Here is a 16904-nt window from a genome sequence, read left to right on the forward strand (position 1 = left end):
AGCCCTCCCGGCGGGTCCGGGATCAGCCTTCCCGGCAGGTCCGGGATCAGCCCCCCGGCAGGTCCGGGATCAGCCTTCCCGTCCAGTGCCCCGGACCTCCGGCACCGCACCGAGCTCGATCCCGAACCGCTCGCGGTACACCCGGAGCACCTCCTCGTCGGTCCCCAGCTCCCGCACCTCCCGCGTCCCGTCGGCCGCCGTCACCGTGAACTTGCGTCCGCTGAGCGTGATCCGCCCTCCGTCCTCCGTGACCCGCGAACAGACCAGCGACCGCGTGAAGTGCGACACCGACGACGTGCTGTGCCACCACGCCCCGGCCACGAAGTCGCCGAGCGCCCGCGGCCGCACCTCCAAGCGGTACTGCGGTCTGCCGTCACGGATCACACGCAGGTCCGCCGCCTCCACCGTGTCGTGTCCACCACGCACCCCGGCCGCGTCCGGCCCCGCCTCCACGATCCGGAACGTTCCCCCGGGTCCTCCTGTTCTCCCCGCTCCCGGAACGCCAGCGGAAGGTGGCTGTGCGCCCCGAACCCGACGTCTGCCAGCCAGTCGCCCCCGTCCACCGTCCGCACCCGCAGCGCGAGATGGTCGTACGGGATCCCCAGCCGCTCCTCGTCCCCGTAGACACGCCCCGCGAGCAGCGCCACCTCGTACCCCAACGCGGCGAGCAACGCCCCGAAGGATCCGTTGAGTTCGTAACAGAACCCGCCCCGCCTGGCGCCCACCACCTTGTCCAGTAGCCGCTTCTCCTCCAGCACGATCTCCTCGCCGAGATGGATGGAGAGGTTCTCGAACGGCACGGTCTGCAGATGCCGCAGATGAAGCTCGCGCAGCGCGTCGACCGTGGGCCACGCCGGGGGCTCGACCCCGAGGCGGCGGAGATAGGCATCGACCTGTGCTGAGTTCATGTCCTCAGTCTCGCGCCACCCTGAGCTCTCCGCCCTCTCCAACGACCGCCAGTGCGCCGTCCCGGTCCGTCCGCAGCACCGTCGCACCCCCGGCGCGCAGCGCCGCCACCGTGCCGGGCGCCGGATGCCCATAAGTGTTGCCGGCACCGCAGCTGATCAGGGCCAGCCGCGGTGCCGCCCGGCCTATGAGTCCGGGGTCCTGGTAGGCCGAGCCGTGGTGGGCGACCTTCAGCACGTCCACGCCCCGCAGCGCCTCGGCCGCCGGCGACCTGGCCAGCGCCCGCTGGGCCGGGGGTTCGAGGTCCCCGAGGAGCAGCAGCCGCAGCCCCGCCGTCCGGACCAGCATGGCCACACTGGTGTCGTTCGGCCCCTCAGGCACCGGATGGTCCGGGAGCGTCTGCGGACGCGAAACCGGTGGAGAGGCCGCCGACGGCGGTGGCGGGCTCGGTGGCGGCCACACCACCTGCCAGGACAGCCCGCCCGCGCGGCGCTGCTCCCCGGCGGCGGCGCTCGTCACGGGCACCCGCCGGGCAGCCGCCTGTCTCCGTACGAACGCGGCCTGGTCCGCGGGTTCCTCGAAGCCGGTCGTCTCGATCGCGCCCACCGTCCGCCCGCGCAGCACACCGGGCAGCCCCGCCACATGATCGGCGTGAAAGTGGGTGAGCACGACCAGCGGGATCCTGGTGATGCCGAGGGCGCGCAGGCAGTGGTCGACGAGCTGCGGATCGGGCCCCGCGTCCACCACCACTCCGGCACCGTCACCCGCCGCGAGCACCATGGCGTCCCCCTGCCCCACGTCACACATCACCAGCCGCCAGCCCGGCGGCGGCCAGCCCGTGATCACCCGGGTCAGCGGCGGCGGCTGCACCACCGCCAGCGCCAGCAGCAGCCCGCAGACCCCGCACCACCACGGATGCCCGAGCAGCCGCCGCCCCACGAGGAGCACCAGCAGGGTCACGGCCGCGAGCAGCGCCGCGCCCGCCCAGCTGCCCGGCCAGTCCACGCCCGCCCCCGGCAGCGCCGCCCCCGTCCGGGCGATCTCCGCGATCCATTCGGCGGGCCAATGCGCGCACCACGCCAGGGCCTTGGCCAAGGGCATCCCCACCGGCGCCGTGGCCAGTGCCGCGAAGCCCAGCACGGTGGCGGGCGCGATCGCGAATTCCGCGAGCAGGTTGCACGGCACCGCGACCAGGCTCACCCGCGCCGAGAGCACGGTGACCACGGGAGCGCACAGCGCCTGCGCGGCGGCAGCTGCGGCCAGCGCCTCGGCGAGCCTGGGCGGCACCCCGCGCCGCCGCAGCCCGGCACTCCACCGCGGGGCGAGCGTGAGCAGCGCCCCGGTGGCCACGACGGACAGCAGGAACCCGTAACTCCGCGCCAGCCACGGGTCGTACAGCACCAGCAGCAGGACCGCCGTCGCCAGCGCCGGGATCAGTGACCTCCGCCGGCCGGTCGCCAGGGCGAGTAGCGCGACCGCCCCACAGGCCGCGGCCCGCACCACGCTCGGGTCCGGTCTGCACACCACGACGAAACCGAGGGAGAGCGCACCCCCGAGCACCGCCGTGCCCCGCAGGGAGATACCGAGGCGAGGCGCGATCCCCCGCCGTTCGACGTGCTGCGCCAGGCCCGGCGGCCCGAGCAGGAGAGCGAGCAGAATCGTGAAATTCGCTCCAGAAACAGCCAAAGTATGTGTGAGGTCCGTCTCCTTGAAGGCCTCCTCCAGCTCCGGGGTGATCCGCGAGGTGTCCCCGACCACGAGCCCCGGCAACAGGGCCCGGGCATCCGCCGGCAGACCGCTGGTCGCCTCCCGCAGCCCGGCACGCAACCGCCCGGCGAGCCGCTGAGCGCCCGAGGGCTCTCCCACCACCTCCGGCACGCCCTGGTCCCGCACCCGCAGCACTGCCGCGACTCGGTCGCCGCCCGTCATCGCGGGCGCCAGCCGCGCGCTGACCCGCAGCCGCGTCGACGGCAGCAGCCCGAGCCACGGCGACCGCACCCGCTCACCGGCCACCGGCCGCTGCTGGGCACCCCCGGCACCCCATGGACCCCCGGCACCCCCGGCGCCCCGGTGGGCCGACCTCACATCGACGATCATCAGCACCGGCGTCCGCGTCACCGCTGACCTGCCGCCCGCCTCGTGAACCTGGACCCGCCGCACCTCGGCATCGATCAGCACGGCGGTCGGAGCCACGTGATCGCCCCGGACCTTGGGCCGGGTCAGCCGCGGGTCGGAGGTGAGCTCGACCTCGGCGGTCACCGTCGCGTACTCCCGCGCCAGGCCGGGCACGGGCCCCCGGCGCAGATCCGCCCCGTGCAGCCCGGCCGAGGCGGCGGCAGCGGCGACGCAGAGCAGCACGGCGGCGGCCGACGCGCGGGGCCATGACGCCGATCCGGTTCTCCGGGCCAGCGACAGCAGCCCGACGACGAGCAGACAGCCGGCCACGATGCCCGCGGCCCACCCCGGCGACGCGCCCAGCACCAGCGCCGCCGTGCCCCAGGCCGCGAGGGCGGGTGGCACGAGCCGTAGGTCGGTGGGGCCTTCCTGCCGAGGACGGGCAGCGCCGAGCCGCTTCCCGGACGAGGCGTGCACGGACGACCGGGCCGCTTCGGGCGCGGCCCCGGGAGCGGCCTCGTCCCGCAGCGCCGGCGGGTCAGGGGCCGTCCTCATGGCCGTACGAGATTGCGCAGGTCGGCGAAGCGGCGGTCGCCGATGCCGTTCACCTCACGCAGTTCGTCCACGGAACGGAAACCGCCGTGCCGCGTGCGGTAGTCGATGATGTGCTGGGCCAGCACCGGGCCCACACCCGGCAGGGTGTCGAGCTGGTCGGCGGTGGCCGTGTTGAGGGAAACCGGGGCCGCCGGCATCGCGCCACCCGCCGCCGCACCGGCCGGGGGGCCTCCGGCGGCCGGACCGCCCGCGCCGGTTCCCGTGCCGGGAACCGGCTCCCCGACGACCACCTGTTCGCCGTCCACGAGGAAGCGGGCCCGGTTGAGACCGTCGGTGTTCGTCCCGGGCTTCACGCCGCCCGCCGCGCGCAGGGCGTCCGCGACGCGCGAACCGCTCGGCAGCCGGTGGATTCCGGGTTCACGGACCTTGCCGCCGACGTCCACGACGATCTCGGGCGGCCCTGCGGCACCTGTCGCCTTCGCCGCACCCCCGGGTCCGCCCGGTCCTCGCTCCTCGTCGGACCGCCCACCCTGCCCCTGCTCGTACGGCGCCGCCGCCCGGACCACCTCGGGCGGCCGTACGGACTGAGTCCGCCCGGTCCAGAAGTGCTGCACGGCGAACGCCGCGGCCACGACGAGCACCACGCTCAGAGCGAGCACACTCCGCCGCTCCAGTCCACACCTGGCCTGCAACCACAGCGGCATGCGCTCCCGCAGCGCGAGCCCGGCCCGCTCCCGCCAGGCCCCTTCCGCGACGCGACCGGTCCCGCTGTCCGACTCGGCGGGGACGGCCTCGGGTTCCAGGCCGGGCTCCACAACGGCTTCGTTCCGATCCCGCCCTTGCCGAGCGCGGTCCCCGTCAGGAGTCTCCACAACAGCCCAGGAGGGTCGCCGCCGAGGCGACGGCCGCTGCCCCGACTCCCGCCACTCCCCGCCCCGTTCAGCAGGCCCGACCCGCTCCCCAGGCCCAGCCCGTTCGCCAGGCTCTCCGAACAGCACCCCCGCCCGCCGGCGCAGCTCCTGTGCCGAAGCGTGCCGGTGCCGGGCCCGGCCGCGCACAACGGGAGGGCGTCGACTGTGGCGGACGCGGCCGTCGGACGTGGGCCCACGGCCCGGACCGCTGGTCACAGTCGCTGAACGTGAACGTGATCGAAGTGCCATGCGACGAGGATCGGCCACCTCGGCCCACCCGCGATGATCATGGTCGATTCCCGGGGACAACCCCCCGGCTGTGGACAACTCCGCCACTCACACGGGTGATCGGAGCCGACGATCAGAGCCCCACAGCAACGTTCACCGCGGCGAAACCACAACTCCCAGCAGCCCGGGTCCCGTATGCGCCCCGATCACCGCCCCGACCTCGCTGACATGCAGATCGGCCAGCCCGGTCAACCGCGTCCGCAACCGGTCGGCGAGGGCCGACGCCCGGTCCGGGGCGGCGAGGTGATGGACGGCGGCATCGACCTGCCCGCTGCCCGCCCGCTCGGCCGCGATCTCCTCCAGGCGGGCGATCGCCCTGGACGCGGTTCGCACCTTCTCCAGCGGTTCGATGCGGCCGTCGGACAGTTGCAGCAGCGGCTTCACCGCGAGGGCCGACCCCAGCAGGGCCTGCGCGGCACCGATACGGCCGCCTCGGCGCAGGTAGTCGAGGGTGTCGACGTAGAAGTAGGCGGACGTGCCCGCGGCCCGCTTCTCCGCGGCCGTGACCGCCTCGTCCACCGTGCCGCCCGACTCCGCGGCCTCCGCCGCCGAGAGAGCGCAGAAGCCGAGCGCCATCGCGATCATGCCGGTGTCCACCACCCGCACGGGCACCGGCGCCTGCCGGGCGGCCACGACGGCCGCGTCGTAGGTGCCGGAGAGTTCGGCGGAGAGGTGGAGGGAGACGATGCCGGTGGCGCCGGACTCGGCGACCTTGCGGTACGTCTCCTCGAAGACGGCGGGGCTGGGCCGCGAGGTGGTCACGGGGCGCCGCTTCTGCAAAGCCTGGGCGAGGGCACGGGTCGAGATCTCGGTGCCCTCTTCGAGCGCCCGGTCACCGAGGACCACCGTCAGGGGTACCGCTGTGATGCCGTGGCGCTCCATCGTCCGGGCCGGCAGGTAGGCCGTTGAATCGGTGACGATCGCGACATGGCGGGACATGAGCTGGAGGTTACCTGCCGTAGTGCCCGTGTGGCAGCCCGGCCCCGGTGCCCCGTGGCGCGAGTGGCCGGATCAAGTGGTGCTCTCGGGGCGGGCCTTCTTCTGCCAGGAGTAGGTGGGGCGCGGTCCCGGCGGGGTGATGGCGGGCCGTGCCGGCTCCTGCTCAGGGCTCGGCTGCGGTGCTTCCGGCCAGGTCTGCCCGGCTGTGGTGGCATCGGCGGCGGGCGCTTCGGGCCACGGCTGCGAGGCCGGCTCGGACTCCGGCGTCGTCCAGTGCCGCAGCGCCCCGGCCTCCACGTCGATCTGGGCGCTGAGCGTGTCCAGGTCGTCCTCTGCGAAGCGTCGGGCCCGGTCGCGGGCCGCCCAGCGCAGCGCGTCCGCCGACTGTGTGACGCGCTCGGTGCGCTCGCGCAGCCCGGGCAGCCGCTGGGTCAGCGCACCACGGTCCGGCTCGGCCTCCAGGCGCTTGAGCTCGTCGTCCAGCTCATGGCCGTGCGCGCTGAGCCGTTGGAAGAGGCCGATGGACTCCTTCAGGGACTCGTCCTCGGCGACGGCCGCGTGCAGCGCGTCCTGGGTGGCACGCATCGAGGTGCGCAGTCTCAGCCGGAGCTGGGCGATTTCACCGGCGGCGCCGGGCTGGGCGAAGGACTTGGCCCGCAGCGTGTGGTCCTCCACGGTGCGGCGGGCCTGGGTGAGGCCGCGGTCCACACCGCGCTTGGCGGCACCGACCACCTTCACGGTCGCGTAGACGCCGAGCCCGACAAAGAGCACGAAAAGCAGGGCGAATACTGCGATCACTGCGTCCACCGGCTCCTCCTCAGGGCATCGCGGCACACCTCACGTCGCTCTTCAACGGTAAACGCAACAGGCAGGCCCGGAGTTCCGGAAGAACCCCGAACCTGCCCGTAGGGGAGCACCCCGATGCAGACCTGTCAGGCCCCACGCCTACGCCGGGACGATGTTCACCAGCTTCGGTGCCCGCACGATCACCTTCCGGATCCCGGCCCCGCCCAGCGCGGCGACGACCTTCTCGTCCGCCAGCGCGGCCTTCTCCAGCTCGTCGTCGGAGATGGCCGGCGAGACCTCCAGCCGGGCCTTGACCTTGCCCTTGATCTGCACGACGCAGGTCACGGTCTCGTCGACCACGTACTCCGGGTCGGCCACCGGGAAGTCGTGGTGCACCACCGAGTCCGAGTGCCCCAGCCGGCGCCACAGCTCCTCGGCGACGTGCGGGGCCAGCGGGGCGATCATCAGCACCAGCGCCTCGGCGACCGGACGCGAGACGGCGCCGCCCGCCTTGGTCAGGTGGTTGTTCAGCTCGGTGACCTTGGCGATGGCGGTGTTGAACCGCATGCCCTCCAGGTCACCGCGCACCCCGTCGATCGCCTTGTGCAGGGCGCGCAGCGTCTCCTCGTCCGGCTCCGCGTCGACGACCGTCACCTCGCCGGTCGTCTCGTCGACGACGTTGCGCCACAGCCGCTGCAGCAGCCGGAACTGGCCCACCACCGCGCGCGTGTCCCACGGCCGGGAGACGTCCAGCGGGCCCATCGCCATCTCGTACAGGCGCAGCGTGTCGGCGCCGTACTCGGCGCAGATCTCGTCCGGAGTGACGGCGTTCTTCAGGGACTTGCCCATCTTGCCCAGCAGCCGGGAGACCTTCTCGCCCTGGTAGAAGTAGGCACCGTCGCGCTCCTCCACCTCGGCGGCCGGTACCGCGATGCCACGGCTGTCGCGGTAGACGTAGGCCTGGATCATGCCCTGGTTGAACAGCTTGTGGAACGGCTCGGCCGAGGAGACGTGCCCCAGGTCGTACAGCACCTTGGACCAGAAGCGCGCGTACAGCAGGTGCAGGACGGCGTGCTCGGCGCCGCCGACGTACAGGTCGACACCGCCGTGCGGCTGCTCCTCGCGCGGCCCCATCCAGTACTGCTCGATCTCGGGGTCGACCAGCTTCTCGCTGTTGTGCGGGTCCAGGTAGCGCAGCTCGTACCAGCAGGAACCGGCCCAGTTGGGCATGGTGTTGGTCTCGCGGCGGAACGTGCGCGGGCCGCGGCCGTCGCCCAGGTCCAGCGTGACGTTGACCCAGTCCTCGTTGCGGGACAGCGGCGTCTCGGGCTGGGTGTCCGCGTCGTCCGCGTCGAACGTGCGGGGCGAGTAGTCCTCGACCTCGGGCAGTTCCAGGGGCAGCATCGACTCGGGCAGCGCGTGGGCGATGCCGTCCTCGTCGTAGGCGATCGGGAAGGGCTCGCCCCAGTAGCGCTGGCGGCTGAACAGCCAGTCGCGCAGCCGGAAGTTGACGGTGCCCTCGCCGACGCCGGACCGCTCCAGCCATTCGGTGATGCGTGCCTTGGCCTCGGCGACGTCCAGGCCGTCCAGGGAGACACCTTCACCAGAGGAGTTGATGATCTTCGCATCGTAGGACGAGAAGGCGTCCTCCCACGTCGAGGTGTCCGTGCCCCGACCGTCCGTCGGCTCGACGATGCAGTGGATCGGCAGCTCGAAGGCGCGCGCGAACTCGAAGTCGCGCTGGTCGCCGGCCGGGACGGCCATGATCGCGCCGGTGCCGTAGCCCATCAGCACGTAGTCGGCGATGAAGACCGGGACCTGCTCGCCGTTGACCGGGTTGGTGGCGTACGCGCCGATGAAGACGCCGGTCTTGTCCTTGGCCTCGGCCTGCCGCTCCACGTCGGACTTCGAGGCGGCCTGCGCGCGGTAGGCGCTGACGGCCTCACCGGGGGTCGCGTGGCCGCCGGTCCACACTTCGTGGGTGCCCTCCGGCCAGGCGGCCGGGGTGAACTTCTCGACCAGCGGGTGCTCGGGGGCCAGCACCATGTAGGTGGCGCCGAACAGGGTGTCGGGGCGGGTGGTGAAGACGGTGATGTTCTCGCCGTCGATGGGGAAGTCGACGCGGGCGCCCTCGGAGCGGCCGATCCAGTTGCGCTGCTGCAGCTTGATGGCCTCGGGCCAGTCCAGCGCGTCCAGGTCGTCCAGCAGCCGGTCGGCGTAGGCGGTGATGCGCATGTTCCACTGGCGCAGCTTGGCCTTGAAGACCGGGAAGTTGCCGCGCTCGGAGCGGCCCTCGGAGGTGACCTCCTCGTTGGCCAGCACGGTGCCCAGCCCGGGGCACCAGTTGACCGGCGCGTCGGAGGCGTAGGCCAGCCGGAACTCGCCCAGGACGTCGGCCTGCTCGGCGGCGCTCAGCTCGCTCCACGCGCGCGTGTGTCCCGGAACGGGCCGCTCACCGGAGGCGAACTGCTCGATCAGCTCGGCGATCGGGCGGGCCCGCCGGGCGTCGTGGTCGTACCAGGAGTTGAAGATCTGCAGGAAGATCCACTGGGTCCACTTGTAGTAGTCCGGGTCGATCGTGGCGAACGACCGGCGCTTGTCGTGACCCAGGCCCAGCCGGCGCAGCTGGGACTTCATGTTCTCCATGTTGGCTTCGGTGGACACGCGCGGGTGCGTGCCGGTCTGCACCGCGTACTGCTCGGCGGGCAGGCCGAAGGCGTCGAAGCCCAGGGTGTGCAGGACGTTGTGGCCGGTCATCCGCTGGAAGCGGGCGAACACGTCCGTGGCGATGTAGCCCAGGGGGTGGCCGACATGCAGGCCAGCGCCGGAGGGGTACGGGAACATGTCCATGATGAACTTCTTGGGCTTGGCGACGGTCTCCGGCTCGCCCGCCAGGTCACCCTTGGGGTTGGGCGCGCCGTAGGTGTTGTCGGCGTCCCAGAAGTCCTGCCAGCGTGCCTCGATGTCGGCTGCCATGGCGGCCGTGTAGCGGTGCGGCGCCGCCACCTCGGCGGCGGCAGCGGGGTTCGTCTCGCTCATGATCCTCAAAGCTCCATCGATCGTCTCTGCCTGCGGCTGTGGGTTCGAGAAACGAAAAATCCCCTCGCACAGGAGGGGACGCCGCGCCGATTCCGGCCACTCGACTCGTCCGGTGGCCGGGACTGATCAGCGCGGCCCGCTAAGCAGAAGGCGTACGGCACGCATGGCGTTAGGGTACCGCAGGCCCCCAGCGCGCCGCGACGCGCTTCTGGACGGCCGTTCGGTACCCGAAAAGCTGAACCAGGGTCAAAGGTTACTTCGCGTAATAGTCACTAAGGGACATCACAACATCCATATTGTCCTTTGATAACAACGCAATAACTCAAACCTCGTACCCATCGGTATGGCTCCGCTTAGAGTGCGGCAGCGGGACCGCTTTCCCGAACCGCTCGGAGTTGCCCCCATGAACCCTCATCGCAGTAACACCTCGCTACCCCCGGTCACCGGGACGCGGGGAGGCCGGCCGTGAATCCCTACGACTCCACGGCGGACGACTCGTTCGCCGAGTTCCTCAACTTCGGCGCCGGCGTGCTGTCCCTGGTGTGTCTGTCCTGCTCGGTGATCTGGGGACTCGTCGCCCAGGACCGGGTCCTGCTCGACACGCGCAGGCGCATCCTGGCGCAGGGTGTGCACCGGACCACGGCGGTCGCCTCGATCGTCTTCCTCCTGGTCCACATCGGGGTGAAGCTGGCGCTGTCCCACACCTCGTGGATCGCCGCGGTGATCCCCTTCGGGCTGCTCCTGACCGAGGACGAGGCCGTCCAGGGCAGGTCGTTCCTCATCGGCCTCGGCACCGTGGCCAGCATGCTCATGATCTTCGTGGGCGTGACCGGCGTACTGCGCAACCGCTTCGCCTCCCCCGCCCCCGTCGCCGCCCGCTGGCGGGCCATGCACATGCTGGCCTACCCGGCCTGGTGCGCCGCCCTGGTGCACGGGCTCTACGCGGGTCGCGCGGCCAAGCCGACCTTCGTCATCCTCTACGGCCTGTCCCTGGCCGGAGTGGCCGCCGCCCTCGCCCTGCGCGCCGCTCCGCGCCCGGTCAAGCGCAAGATCGCCGACAAGTTCGCCGATCTCATAGGCCCCGGGGAGCCCTCGGCCCGCAGGGACCTGGAGGAGAGCCGCTCCCGGGCGACCGGCGGCTCCACGCTGCCCGGCTACGAGAGCCGGGACTCGCCCCGCAGGGCCGCCGCGTCCCCGTCGGGTCCGCTGTACGAGAAGGCGGAACGCCCCGCGGCCAGGGAGCCGGCCAACGGATTCGCGGCCGCCTACCGGGCCGTCTCGGGCCCGCCCACGGGCCAGCAGGCCTTCGCGCCGGGGCCGAGCACCCGCACGGAACTGCCGCTGGACATGCAGCCCACCCAGAACATGCCGCTCGTCGACGGCCCCTCCAGCACCTCCGGCAACTGGCCGATCCCGTCCCCGCCCCCGGTCGGCGAGGCCCCGCCGTCGGCCTACGACCCCCTCCAGGACACGGGCTTCAACATCCCGCCCTACGACCCCCTGCAGGACACCGGACAAAGCATCCCGGCCTATGGCAATCCAGGCGTCGCCGGCTATGGATCGAGTGACGTGTACGACACGGGTGAGTCGAATGCCGCCTTCGACACGTACTACCCGAACGACACGTACAACAGCGGTCCCGCCACTGAAACATCACCCGGTGCGTCATATGACTTCGACGCTCCGGGATCGGGCGAACCTTGGAACACGCCTTCCGGAGGCTTTAAGTGAACGAGGCTCTGCCCGACGTACCCGAAGTCCGCGTGGTCGGACTTCCTCAGCTCACGTCGGGCTTCGACCTTGTCGATCGGCTCGATCTGCCCATGCACCTCAAGGTGCACGGGCCGCTCGAGCCGATGGGCGGCGAGCAGCTCGCTCAACTCGCCGAACGCATCAACCTGAAGGGTCGCGGCGGCGCGGGCTTCCCCTTCCACAAGAAGCTGCGCTCGGTCGCCGAATCGGCGATCAAGCGCGGCATCCGGCCGGTCGTCGTCGTGAACGGAAGCGAGGACGAGCCGGCCTGCCGCAAGGACACGGTGCTGATCAACCGCGCCCCGCACCTGATCCTGGACGGCGCGCTGCTGTGCGCCGAAGCTCTGGGTGCCCGCACGCTCGTGGTGGGGGTCACCCGTGAGTCGACACAGCGCTCCATGGAGGCGGCACTCGCCGAACGCGGCCTGAACAACGGCCGCCGGTCGGCACTGCGGGCGCGTGTGCAGCGCAACCCGGTCCGCATGGTCACCGGCGCCGCCGCGTCGCTGGTCCGTTCGATCGACGGCGGCCCGGCCGTCCCGCCGGGCCGCAAGGTCAGCGCCTCGCAGAACGGCGTCGGCGGCGCCCCCACGCTGCTGTCCAACGCCGAGACCTTCGCCCAGCTGGCCATCGCCGCCCGCATCGGCCCGGAGCGCTACGGCAACACCGGCCTGTACGACGAGCCGGGCACCGTCATGCTCACGGTCTCCGGGGCGGTGGCCCGCCCCATGGTGATCGAGGTCCCGACGGGCGTGCCGCTGCGCTACGTCCTGCAGCTCGCCGGCGCGCCGCCGGTGCCGCAGGGCGTGCTCACCGGCGGCTACCACGGGAAGTGGATCGACGCGGCGACGGTCAACGAGGCGATCGTCTCCCGCAACTCCCTGGACGCGGTGGGCGGCGCGCTCGGCGCCGGAGCGATTCTGCCGATCACTCAGGACACCTGCCCGCTGGGCGAGTCGCTGCGGGTCGCCCAGTGGCTGGCCGAGGAGAGCGCGGGCCAGTGCGGCCCCTGCTACCTCGGCCTGCCGGCCGCCGCACGCGGTCTGGAGGACATCCTCAACGGCGGTGGACCGGCCGCCCTGGAGGCGGTCAAGCAGGTCGCCAAGAACGTGAAGCGGCGCGGCGCGTGCTCGCACCCGGACGGCTCCGCGATGTTCCTCGAGTCGACCATCAAGGCGTTCACGGACGACCTGGCCGCCCATGTCCTCGGCAACGGCTGCGGCAGGCCCGTGGAGGGCGTTCTGCCGCTCTTCGAGGGCGGCAGGGCCCCGACGGGCATCCCGGGCGGCGGCGAGTCCGAGGAGAACGGCCCCAGCCGCCAGAAGATCTACGTCGACTGGACCCTGTGCCGGGGCCACGGCCTGTGCGCGGACATCCTCCCCGAGGTGTTCCAGCTGGGCGCCGACGGCTTCCCCACCGTGGCGCAGGCCCAGGTGCCGCGCTACGCCGAGGCGAAGGCTCTACGCGCGGTGCGCCGCTGCCCGGCGCTGGCGCTGCGCCTGGAGGAGGACACGCGCTCCCAGGGCGCGCCGTCGTCCCGCAACCTCCCGGTCCTCTCCCAGGGCCGCGGACGGCGCGCTCTCGGCCGCTGAGCAGACGCACGGCGGGCTCCCCTCCGGGGGAGCCCGCCGTACTCATGCGCACAACTACGCACAACAAGAAGGCGGGCCATCCGATCGGATGGCCCGCCTTCTCATCTCTTGTGGAGCTAAGGAGATTTGAACTCCTGACCCCCTGCATGCCATGCAGGTGCTCTACCAACTGAGCTATAGCCCCGTGTAGCGTTTCCGCCGGGTTTCCCTGGCGGCGACGCCAACTTTACTGGCCCATCGGGCCCAACACCAAATCGGTTTCACCTTGCCTGAAATGACCGTTTTGTCGAGCTTCAGGCCGTGACGAACGAATAGAACCGCTTGAGCGTGCAGTGCTCCTCCAGAAGCCGGCCGTAGATCGGCTCGCCCTCCAACTCGCGGTACGTCTCGATCGGGTCGCCTTTTATGATCAGCGCCCGCGCGCACTCCTCGCACCAGTACTGGTAGTCGGGATTGATCGGTTCCATGTCACGGACGATCGGCGTCCCGCTGCCGCACCAGTCGCACTTCCGCCTGTGTGCACCCATGGATCAGCTCCAGCTGTGGCCGCAGGCCGTGCACACGTAGGAGATCCCGCCGTTGTCGCCGAGCATCTGGGCCACATGCCCGGAACCGCAGGAGGGGCAGCTGAGACGGGTGGACATCTGCCGTGTCAACGCTGCTCCGAGGAGGTGGTCGACCTCCTCGAGGATGCTCGCAGGCATCGCTACTCCTCCCGTCGGGCCGCGCTCCCTTCCGGCCGTTTGATTCTGCCACGGCCGGACCAATACGGTCAGCGACGCCTCAGCACCAGTCCGGACACGGCAGGCGTCGTGGCCGTAGAGGTATACGCCTCAGCAGGCCCGAGTGACTCAACTCGGGCACGAAAAATCCCGCCCCCAGAACGGGAACGGGATCTTGACGTGGAGCTAAGGAGATTTGAACTCCTGACCCCCTGCATGCCATGCAGGTGCTCTACCAACTGAGCTATAGCCCCTCGTGTTCCTTCCCCGCTGGCGGGGCGAACAAGAAGAACTTTAGCCTGCGACCTGCCGGAAAGTGAAATCCGGGTCAGTCGTCGTCACCGAGCACCGGTTCCGGCAGGGTGCCGGCGTTGTGCTCCAGCAGGCGCCAGCCGCGAGCGCCTTCGCCGAGGACGGACCAGCAGCAGTTGGAGAGCCCGCCGAGGCTCTCCCAGTCGCGGGGGGCCAGGCCGAGGAGGCGGCCGATGGTGGTGCGGATCGTGCCGCCGTGGCTGACCACGACGAGCGTGCCGCCCTCGGGGAGCTTCTCGGCGTTCCGGAGCACCACGGGAGCGGCGCGGTCGGCGACCTCGGTCTCCAGTTCGCCTCCGCCGCGGCGCACCGGCTCACCGCGCTTCCACGCGGCGTACTCGTCGCCGTGGCGGCTGATGATCTCCTCGTGCGTCAGGCCCTGCCAGACGCCCGCGTAGGTCTCGCGCAAAGCCTCGTCGTGGGTGACGTCGAGACCGGTGAGCGCGGCGAGCTCGGCCGCCGTGTTCGCGGCCCGCTTCAGGTCGGAGGCGACGATCGTGTCCGGCTTCAGGGCCACCAGCAGCCGGGCGGCGCGGCGGGCCTGGGCGAGGCCCGTCTCGGTGAGCTCGACGTCCGTGGTGCCCTGGAAACGGCGCTCCACGTTCCACGAGGTCTGGCCGTGCCGCCAGAGGATGACGCGGCGGCCCCGGCCCGGCCTTGCGGCCTCGCTGAAGCTCACCGCCAGTCTCCGTCCAGCTCCGCCGCCTCCTCTGCCGCCTGCAGCTTGGCGTGCTCCTCGGCCTTGCCGCGGGTCGCCTTGGCGTCCTCGGGCAGCTCGAGCTCGGGGCAGTCCTTCCACAGCCGCTCCAGGGCGTAGAAGACACGCTCCTCGCTGTGCTGGACGTGGACGACGATGTCGACGTAGTCGAGCAGGACCCAGCGGGCCTCGCGGTCGCCCTCGCGGCGCACCGGCTTGACGCCGAGTTCCTTCTGGAGCCGCTCCTCGATCTCGTCGACGATCGACTTGACCTGGCGGTCGTTGGGTGCCGAGGCCAGCAGGAAGGCGTCCGTGATGGACAGCACGTCACTGACGTCGTAGGCGACGATGTCGTGCGCCAGCTTGTCGGCGGCCGCCTGGGCGGCGGTGATGATGAGCTCGTGAGAGCGGTCGGTCGCGGTCACTACAAGGCTTTCGATCGGCGGACACTTGCCACCAAGGGTCTCACGGACCGCCGTGGGCCCCCCACGCGATTACGGGGATCACGTGGGGGCCGGACTCCTGCGTCCTGGCCGGGCTACGGCTTGTAGTCCTGGCCGAGGACCACGGCGACGTCGGCGTTCGCGGAGATCTTGCCCTTGGCGACGGAGCCCGCGGGCAGGCCGAGGGTCTTGGCGACCTCGACGGCGTTCGCCTTGTCGCCGGCGTCGGCGTAGACGACCTGGGACGTGGCCCGGGCGGCGCCTGCCGCACCGCCCTCCAGGAAGGTGAAGCCGCCGTTGAGGAGCACGACGCGGGCTTTCTCCGTGTTGTCCTTCACACCGGTGGCGTTCTGGACGGAAACGCTGACGGCGGCGTCCTTGTCGGGGCTCTTGGCGGTGCCGCCGAGGACGTTCCTGACCACGCCCGCGCTCGCCTGGGCGCTGAGCGTGCCGTCGGCCTGGACCGGCAGCAGGTCCGTCTTGAAGTCGCCGCCCTTGGCGAGGTCGGAGAGCCCGGCGAGGAAGGAGCCGAGGTCCTTGTCGGTCAAAGACGGGTCCAGGATCTGCGCCAGGGTCTGGATCGTGGTCGTCGCGGCCTGCGGGTCGGAGGACACCTTGCGCAGGACGCCCTGCATGACCTGCCCGAAGCGCTCCAGCTGGGCGTCCTGGGCCTCGCCGGGGGCGCGGTAGGTGGCGTAGGCGACGGCCATCTTGCCGCTGAGGGTCTGGTCCCGGCCCTTGTTGACCAGGGGGGCCGTGCCCTTCTTCTTGGCGGCGGGGTCGGGGACGTCGGTGTCGGTGTCGACGTCGACGTTGCCGACGAGGTCGACGAGGTTCTGCAGGTAAGGGGTGTCCAGGCGCCAGGTGCCCTGGATGTCGGTGCCGAGGGCCGAGTCGAGCGCGTCGCGGGTGCCGTCGGAGCCGTCGTCCTCGACCGACTTGGCGAGGGTCGTCGTGGTGCCGTCGTCACTGGTCAGGGCCAGGGAGTTGGGCACGAGGACGGTGGTGCCCCGCTTGGTGGTGGTGTTGTCGACGAGGAGGGCCGTGGAGGTGTCGCGGCTGTTGGTGTCGTGCAGGTGGACGACGATCACGTCGCGCTTCTGGGCGCCCGCCGCCGTCGCGGTGCCCGCCTTGGAGTCGCCGGAGGACAGACCGGGCAGCTTCCCCGCGTACCCGAGGTAGCCGACGCCGCCGGCCGCGGCGAGCGCGAGGACGACGACCAGGGAGACGATCCGGCTGCGGGCGCGGCGCTTGGCCTCCTCGCGGCGCTCGGTGCGGTTCTCGGTGAACTTCAGCCAGTCGATGACGTCTTCGGAGTTGGCGTCAGGTTCCTCGACGAAGGCGAACTGCTCGGTGTGGTACTCCGGTTCCGGCCGGCCAGGGGCTTCCTCATCGGCCGGGCCCGCCTGCTGCGGGATGTGCGCGGTCTGTTCGGCGACGCGGGGCTGCTGGGTCGTGCCGGCTGCGGCCGCGTTCTGGCCGTAGGGATCGTGGGCCCCGGGGCCGCCCTGGTGGGTGCCGGTGGCGTACGGGTCGTAGGAGCCGTAGGAGGCGCCGGGCTGCTGCCGGCCGGTCCCGTAGTCGTATGCGCCAGGCTGCTGCCCGGCCGTCGCGTACGGGTCGTAGCCGTAGCCCTGCTGCTGCCCCTGCTGCCCCTGCTGCCCCTGCTGCCCCTGCTGCCCCTGCTGCCCCTGCTGGGCGTACGGGTCGTAGGCCTGGGTCTGCTGCGCCTGGACCTGGCGGTAGACAGGTTGGCCGTACTCGTCGTACCCGACGAGTTCGTACTGCTCGGCCTCGTATCCCGCGGCCCTCGGGTCGTATCGGTCGTTCACCGGTGCCCCTCTCGG

At 71.6% G+C, this 16904-nt stretch carries 12 protein-coding genes, 2 tRNA genes and 1 pseudogene; 2 read left to right on the top strand and 13 right to left on the bottom strand.

The window, feature by feature from the left end; all coding sequences use genetic code 11:
- Positions 1 to 69 precede the first annotated feature (69 nt).
- The 6 genes and pseudogenes from ACQEV8_RS14410 to leuS form a co-directional block, all read right to left on the bottom strand.
- Positions 70 to 908 (bottom strand): annotated as a pseudogene (locus tag ACQEV8_RS14410) (arylamine N-acetyltransferase family protein).
- Between the two features lie 4 nt (positions 909 to 912).
- Positions 913 to 3576 (bottom strand): ComEC/Rec2 family competence protein, encoded by a 2664-nt coding sequence (locus tag ACQEV8_RS14415; protein WP_432960173.1) that lies wholly within the window; start codon positions 3574 to 3576, stop codon positions 913 to 915.
- The gene (locus ACQEV8_RS14420) at positions 3573 to 4736 is read right to left on the bottom strand and encodes a helix-hairpin-helix domain-containing protein (protein WP_432960175.1); all 1164 of its coding nucleotides are present in this window, start codon (positions 4734 to 4736) and stop codon (positions 3573 to 3575) included. Before ACQEV8_RS14420 ends, ACQEV8_RS14415 begins: the two co-directional genes overlap by 4 nt.
- Positions 4737 to 4868: 132 nt before the next feature.
- The gene (locus ACQEV8_RS14425; protein WP_432960177.1) at positions 4869 to 5714 is read right to left on the bottom strand and encodes a DegV family protein; all 846 of its coding nucleotides are present in this window, start codon (positions 5712 to 5714) and stop codon (positions 4869 to 4871) included.
- Between the two features lie 72 nt (positions 5715 to 5786).
- Entirely contained in the window at positions 5787 to 6521 is a 735-nt protein-coding gene (locus tag ACQEV8_RS14430) for a hypothetical protein (RefSeq protein WP_432960179.1), read from the bottom strand.
- A 138-nt stretch (positions 6522 to 6659) separates the two neighbouring features.
- The gene (leuS, locus tag ACQEV8_RS14435) at positions 6660 to 9539 is read right to left on the bottom strand and encodes a leucine--tRNA ligase (RefSeq protein WP_432960181.1); all 2880 of its coding nucleotides are present in this window, start codon (positions 9537 to 9539) and stop codon (positions 6660 to 6662) included.
- Between the two features lie 465 nt (positions 9540 to 10004).
- On the opposite strand from leuS, the gene ACQEV8_RS14440 reads away from it, so the two are divergent.
- Together ACQEV8_RS14440 and ACQEV8_RS14445 are read left to right on the top strand one after the other, a co-directional pair.
- Positions 10005 to 11270: a cytochrome b/b6 domain-containing protein gene (locus tag ACQEV8_RS14440; protein ID WP_432960183.1), complete on the top strand. Its 1266-nt coding sequence runs from the start codon at positions 10005 to 10007 to the stop codon at positions 11268 to 11270.
- Positions 11267 to 12883, top strand: coding sequence for an NADH-ubiquinone oxidoreductase-F iron-sulfur binding region domain-containing protein (locus ACQEV8_RS14445; protein ID WP_432960185.1), 1617 nt, complete (start codon positions 11267 to 11269; stop codon positions 12881 to 12883). The genes ACQEV8_RS14440 and ACQEV8_RS14445 overlap by 4 nt, the downstream gene beginning before the upstream one ends.
- A gap of 111 nt (positions 12884 to 12994) precedes the next feature.
- On the opposite strand, the gene ACQEV8_RS14450 is transcribed toward ACQEV8_RS14445, so the two are convergent.
- The 7 genes from ACQEV8_RS14450 to ACQEV8_RS14480 form a co-directional block, all read right to left on the bottom strand.
- Positions 12995 to 13067 (bottom strand) — tRNA-Ala (locus tag ACQEV8_RS14450).
- Positions 13068 to 13176: 109 nt separating this feature from the next.
- Entirely contained in the window at positions 13177 to 13410 is a 234-nt protein-coding gene (locus ACQEV8_RS14455; protein ID WP_006136074.1) for a hypothetical protein, read from the bottom strand.
- 3 nt (positions 13411 to 13413) lie between these two features.
- The gene (locus ACQEV8_RS14460; protein WP_382493611.1) at positions 13414 to 13587 is read right to left on the bottom strand and encodes a hypothetical protein; all 174 of its coding nucleotides are present in this window, start codon (positions 13585 to 13587) and stop codon (positions 13414 to 13416) included.
- Positions 13588 to 13786: 199 nt separating this feature from the next.
- Positions 13787 to 13859 (bottom strand) — tRNA-Ala (locus ACQEV8_RS14465).
- A gap of 74 nt (positions 13860 to 13933) precedes the next feature.
- Positions 13934 to 14602 (bottom strand): histidine phosphatase family protein, encoded by a 669-nt coding sequence (locus tag ACQEV8_RS14470; protein ID WP_432972690.1) that lies wholly within the window; start codon positions 14600 to 14602, stop codon positions 13934 to 13936.
- Positions 14593 to 15039, bottom strand: coding sequence for a ribosome silencing factor (rsfS, locus tag ACQEV8_RS14475; RefSeq protein ID WP_184592576.1), 447 nt, complete (start codon positions 15037 to 15039; stop codon positions 14593 to 14595). Before rsfS ends, ACQEV8_RS14470 begins: the two co-directional genes overlap by 10 nt.
- Before the next feature lie 113 nt (positions 15040 to 15152).
- The gene (locus ACQEV8_RS14480; protein ID WP_432960188.1) at positions 15153 to 16889 is read right to left on the bottom strand and encodes an LCP family protein; all 1737 of its coding nucleotides are present in this window, start codon (positions 16887 to 16889) and stop codon (positions 15153 to 15155) included.
- Between the last annotated feature and the right edge of the window lie 15 nt (positions 16890 to 16904).

This window comes from Streptomyces sp. CA-179760 (assembly GCF_050937045.1).
GTDB lineage: Bacteria > Actinomycetota > Actinomycetes > Streptomycetales > Streptomycetaceae > Streptomyces.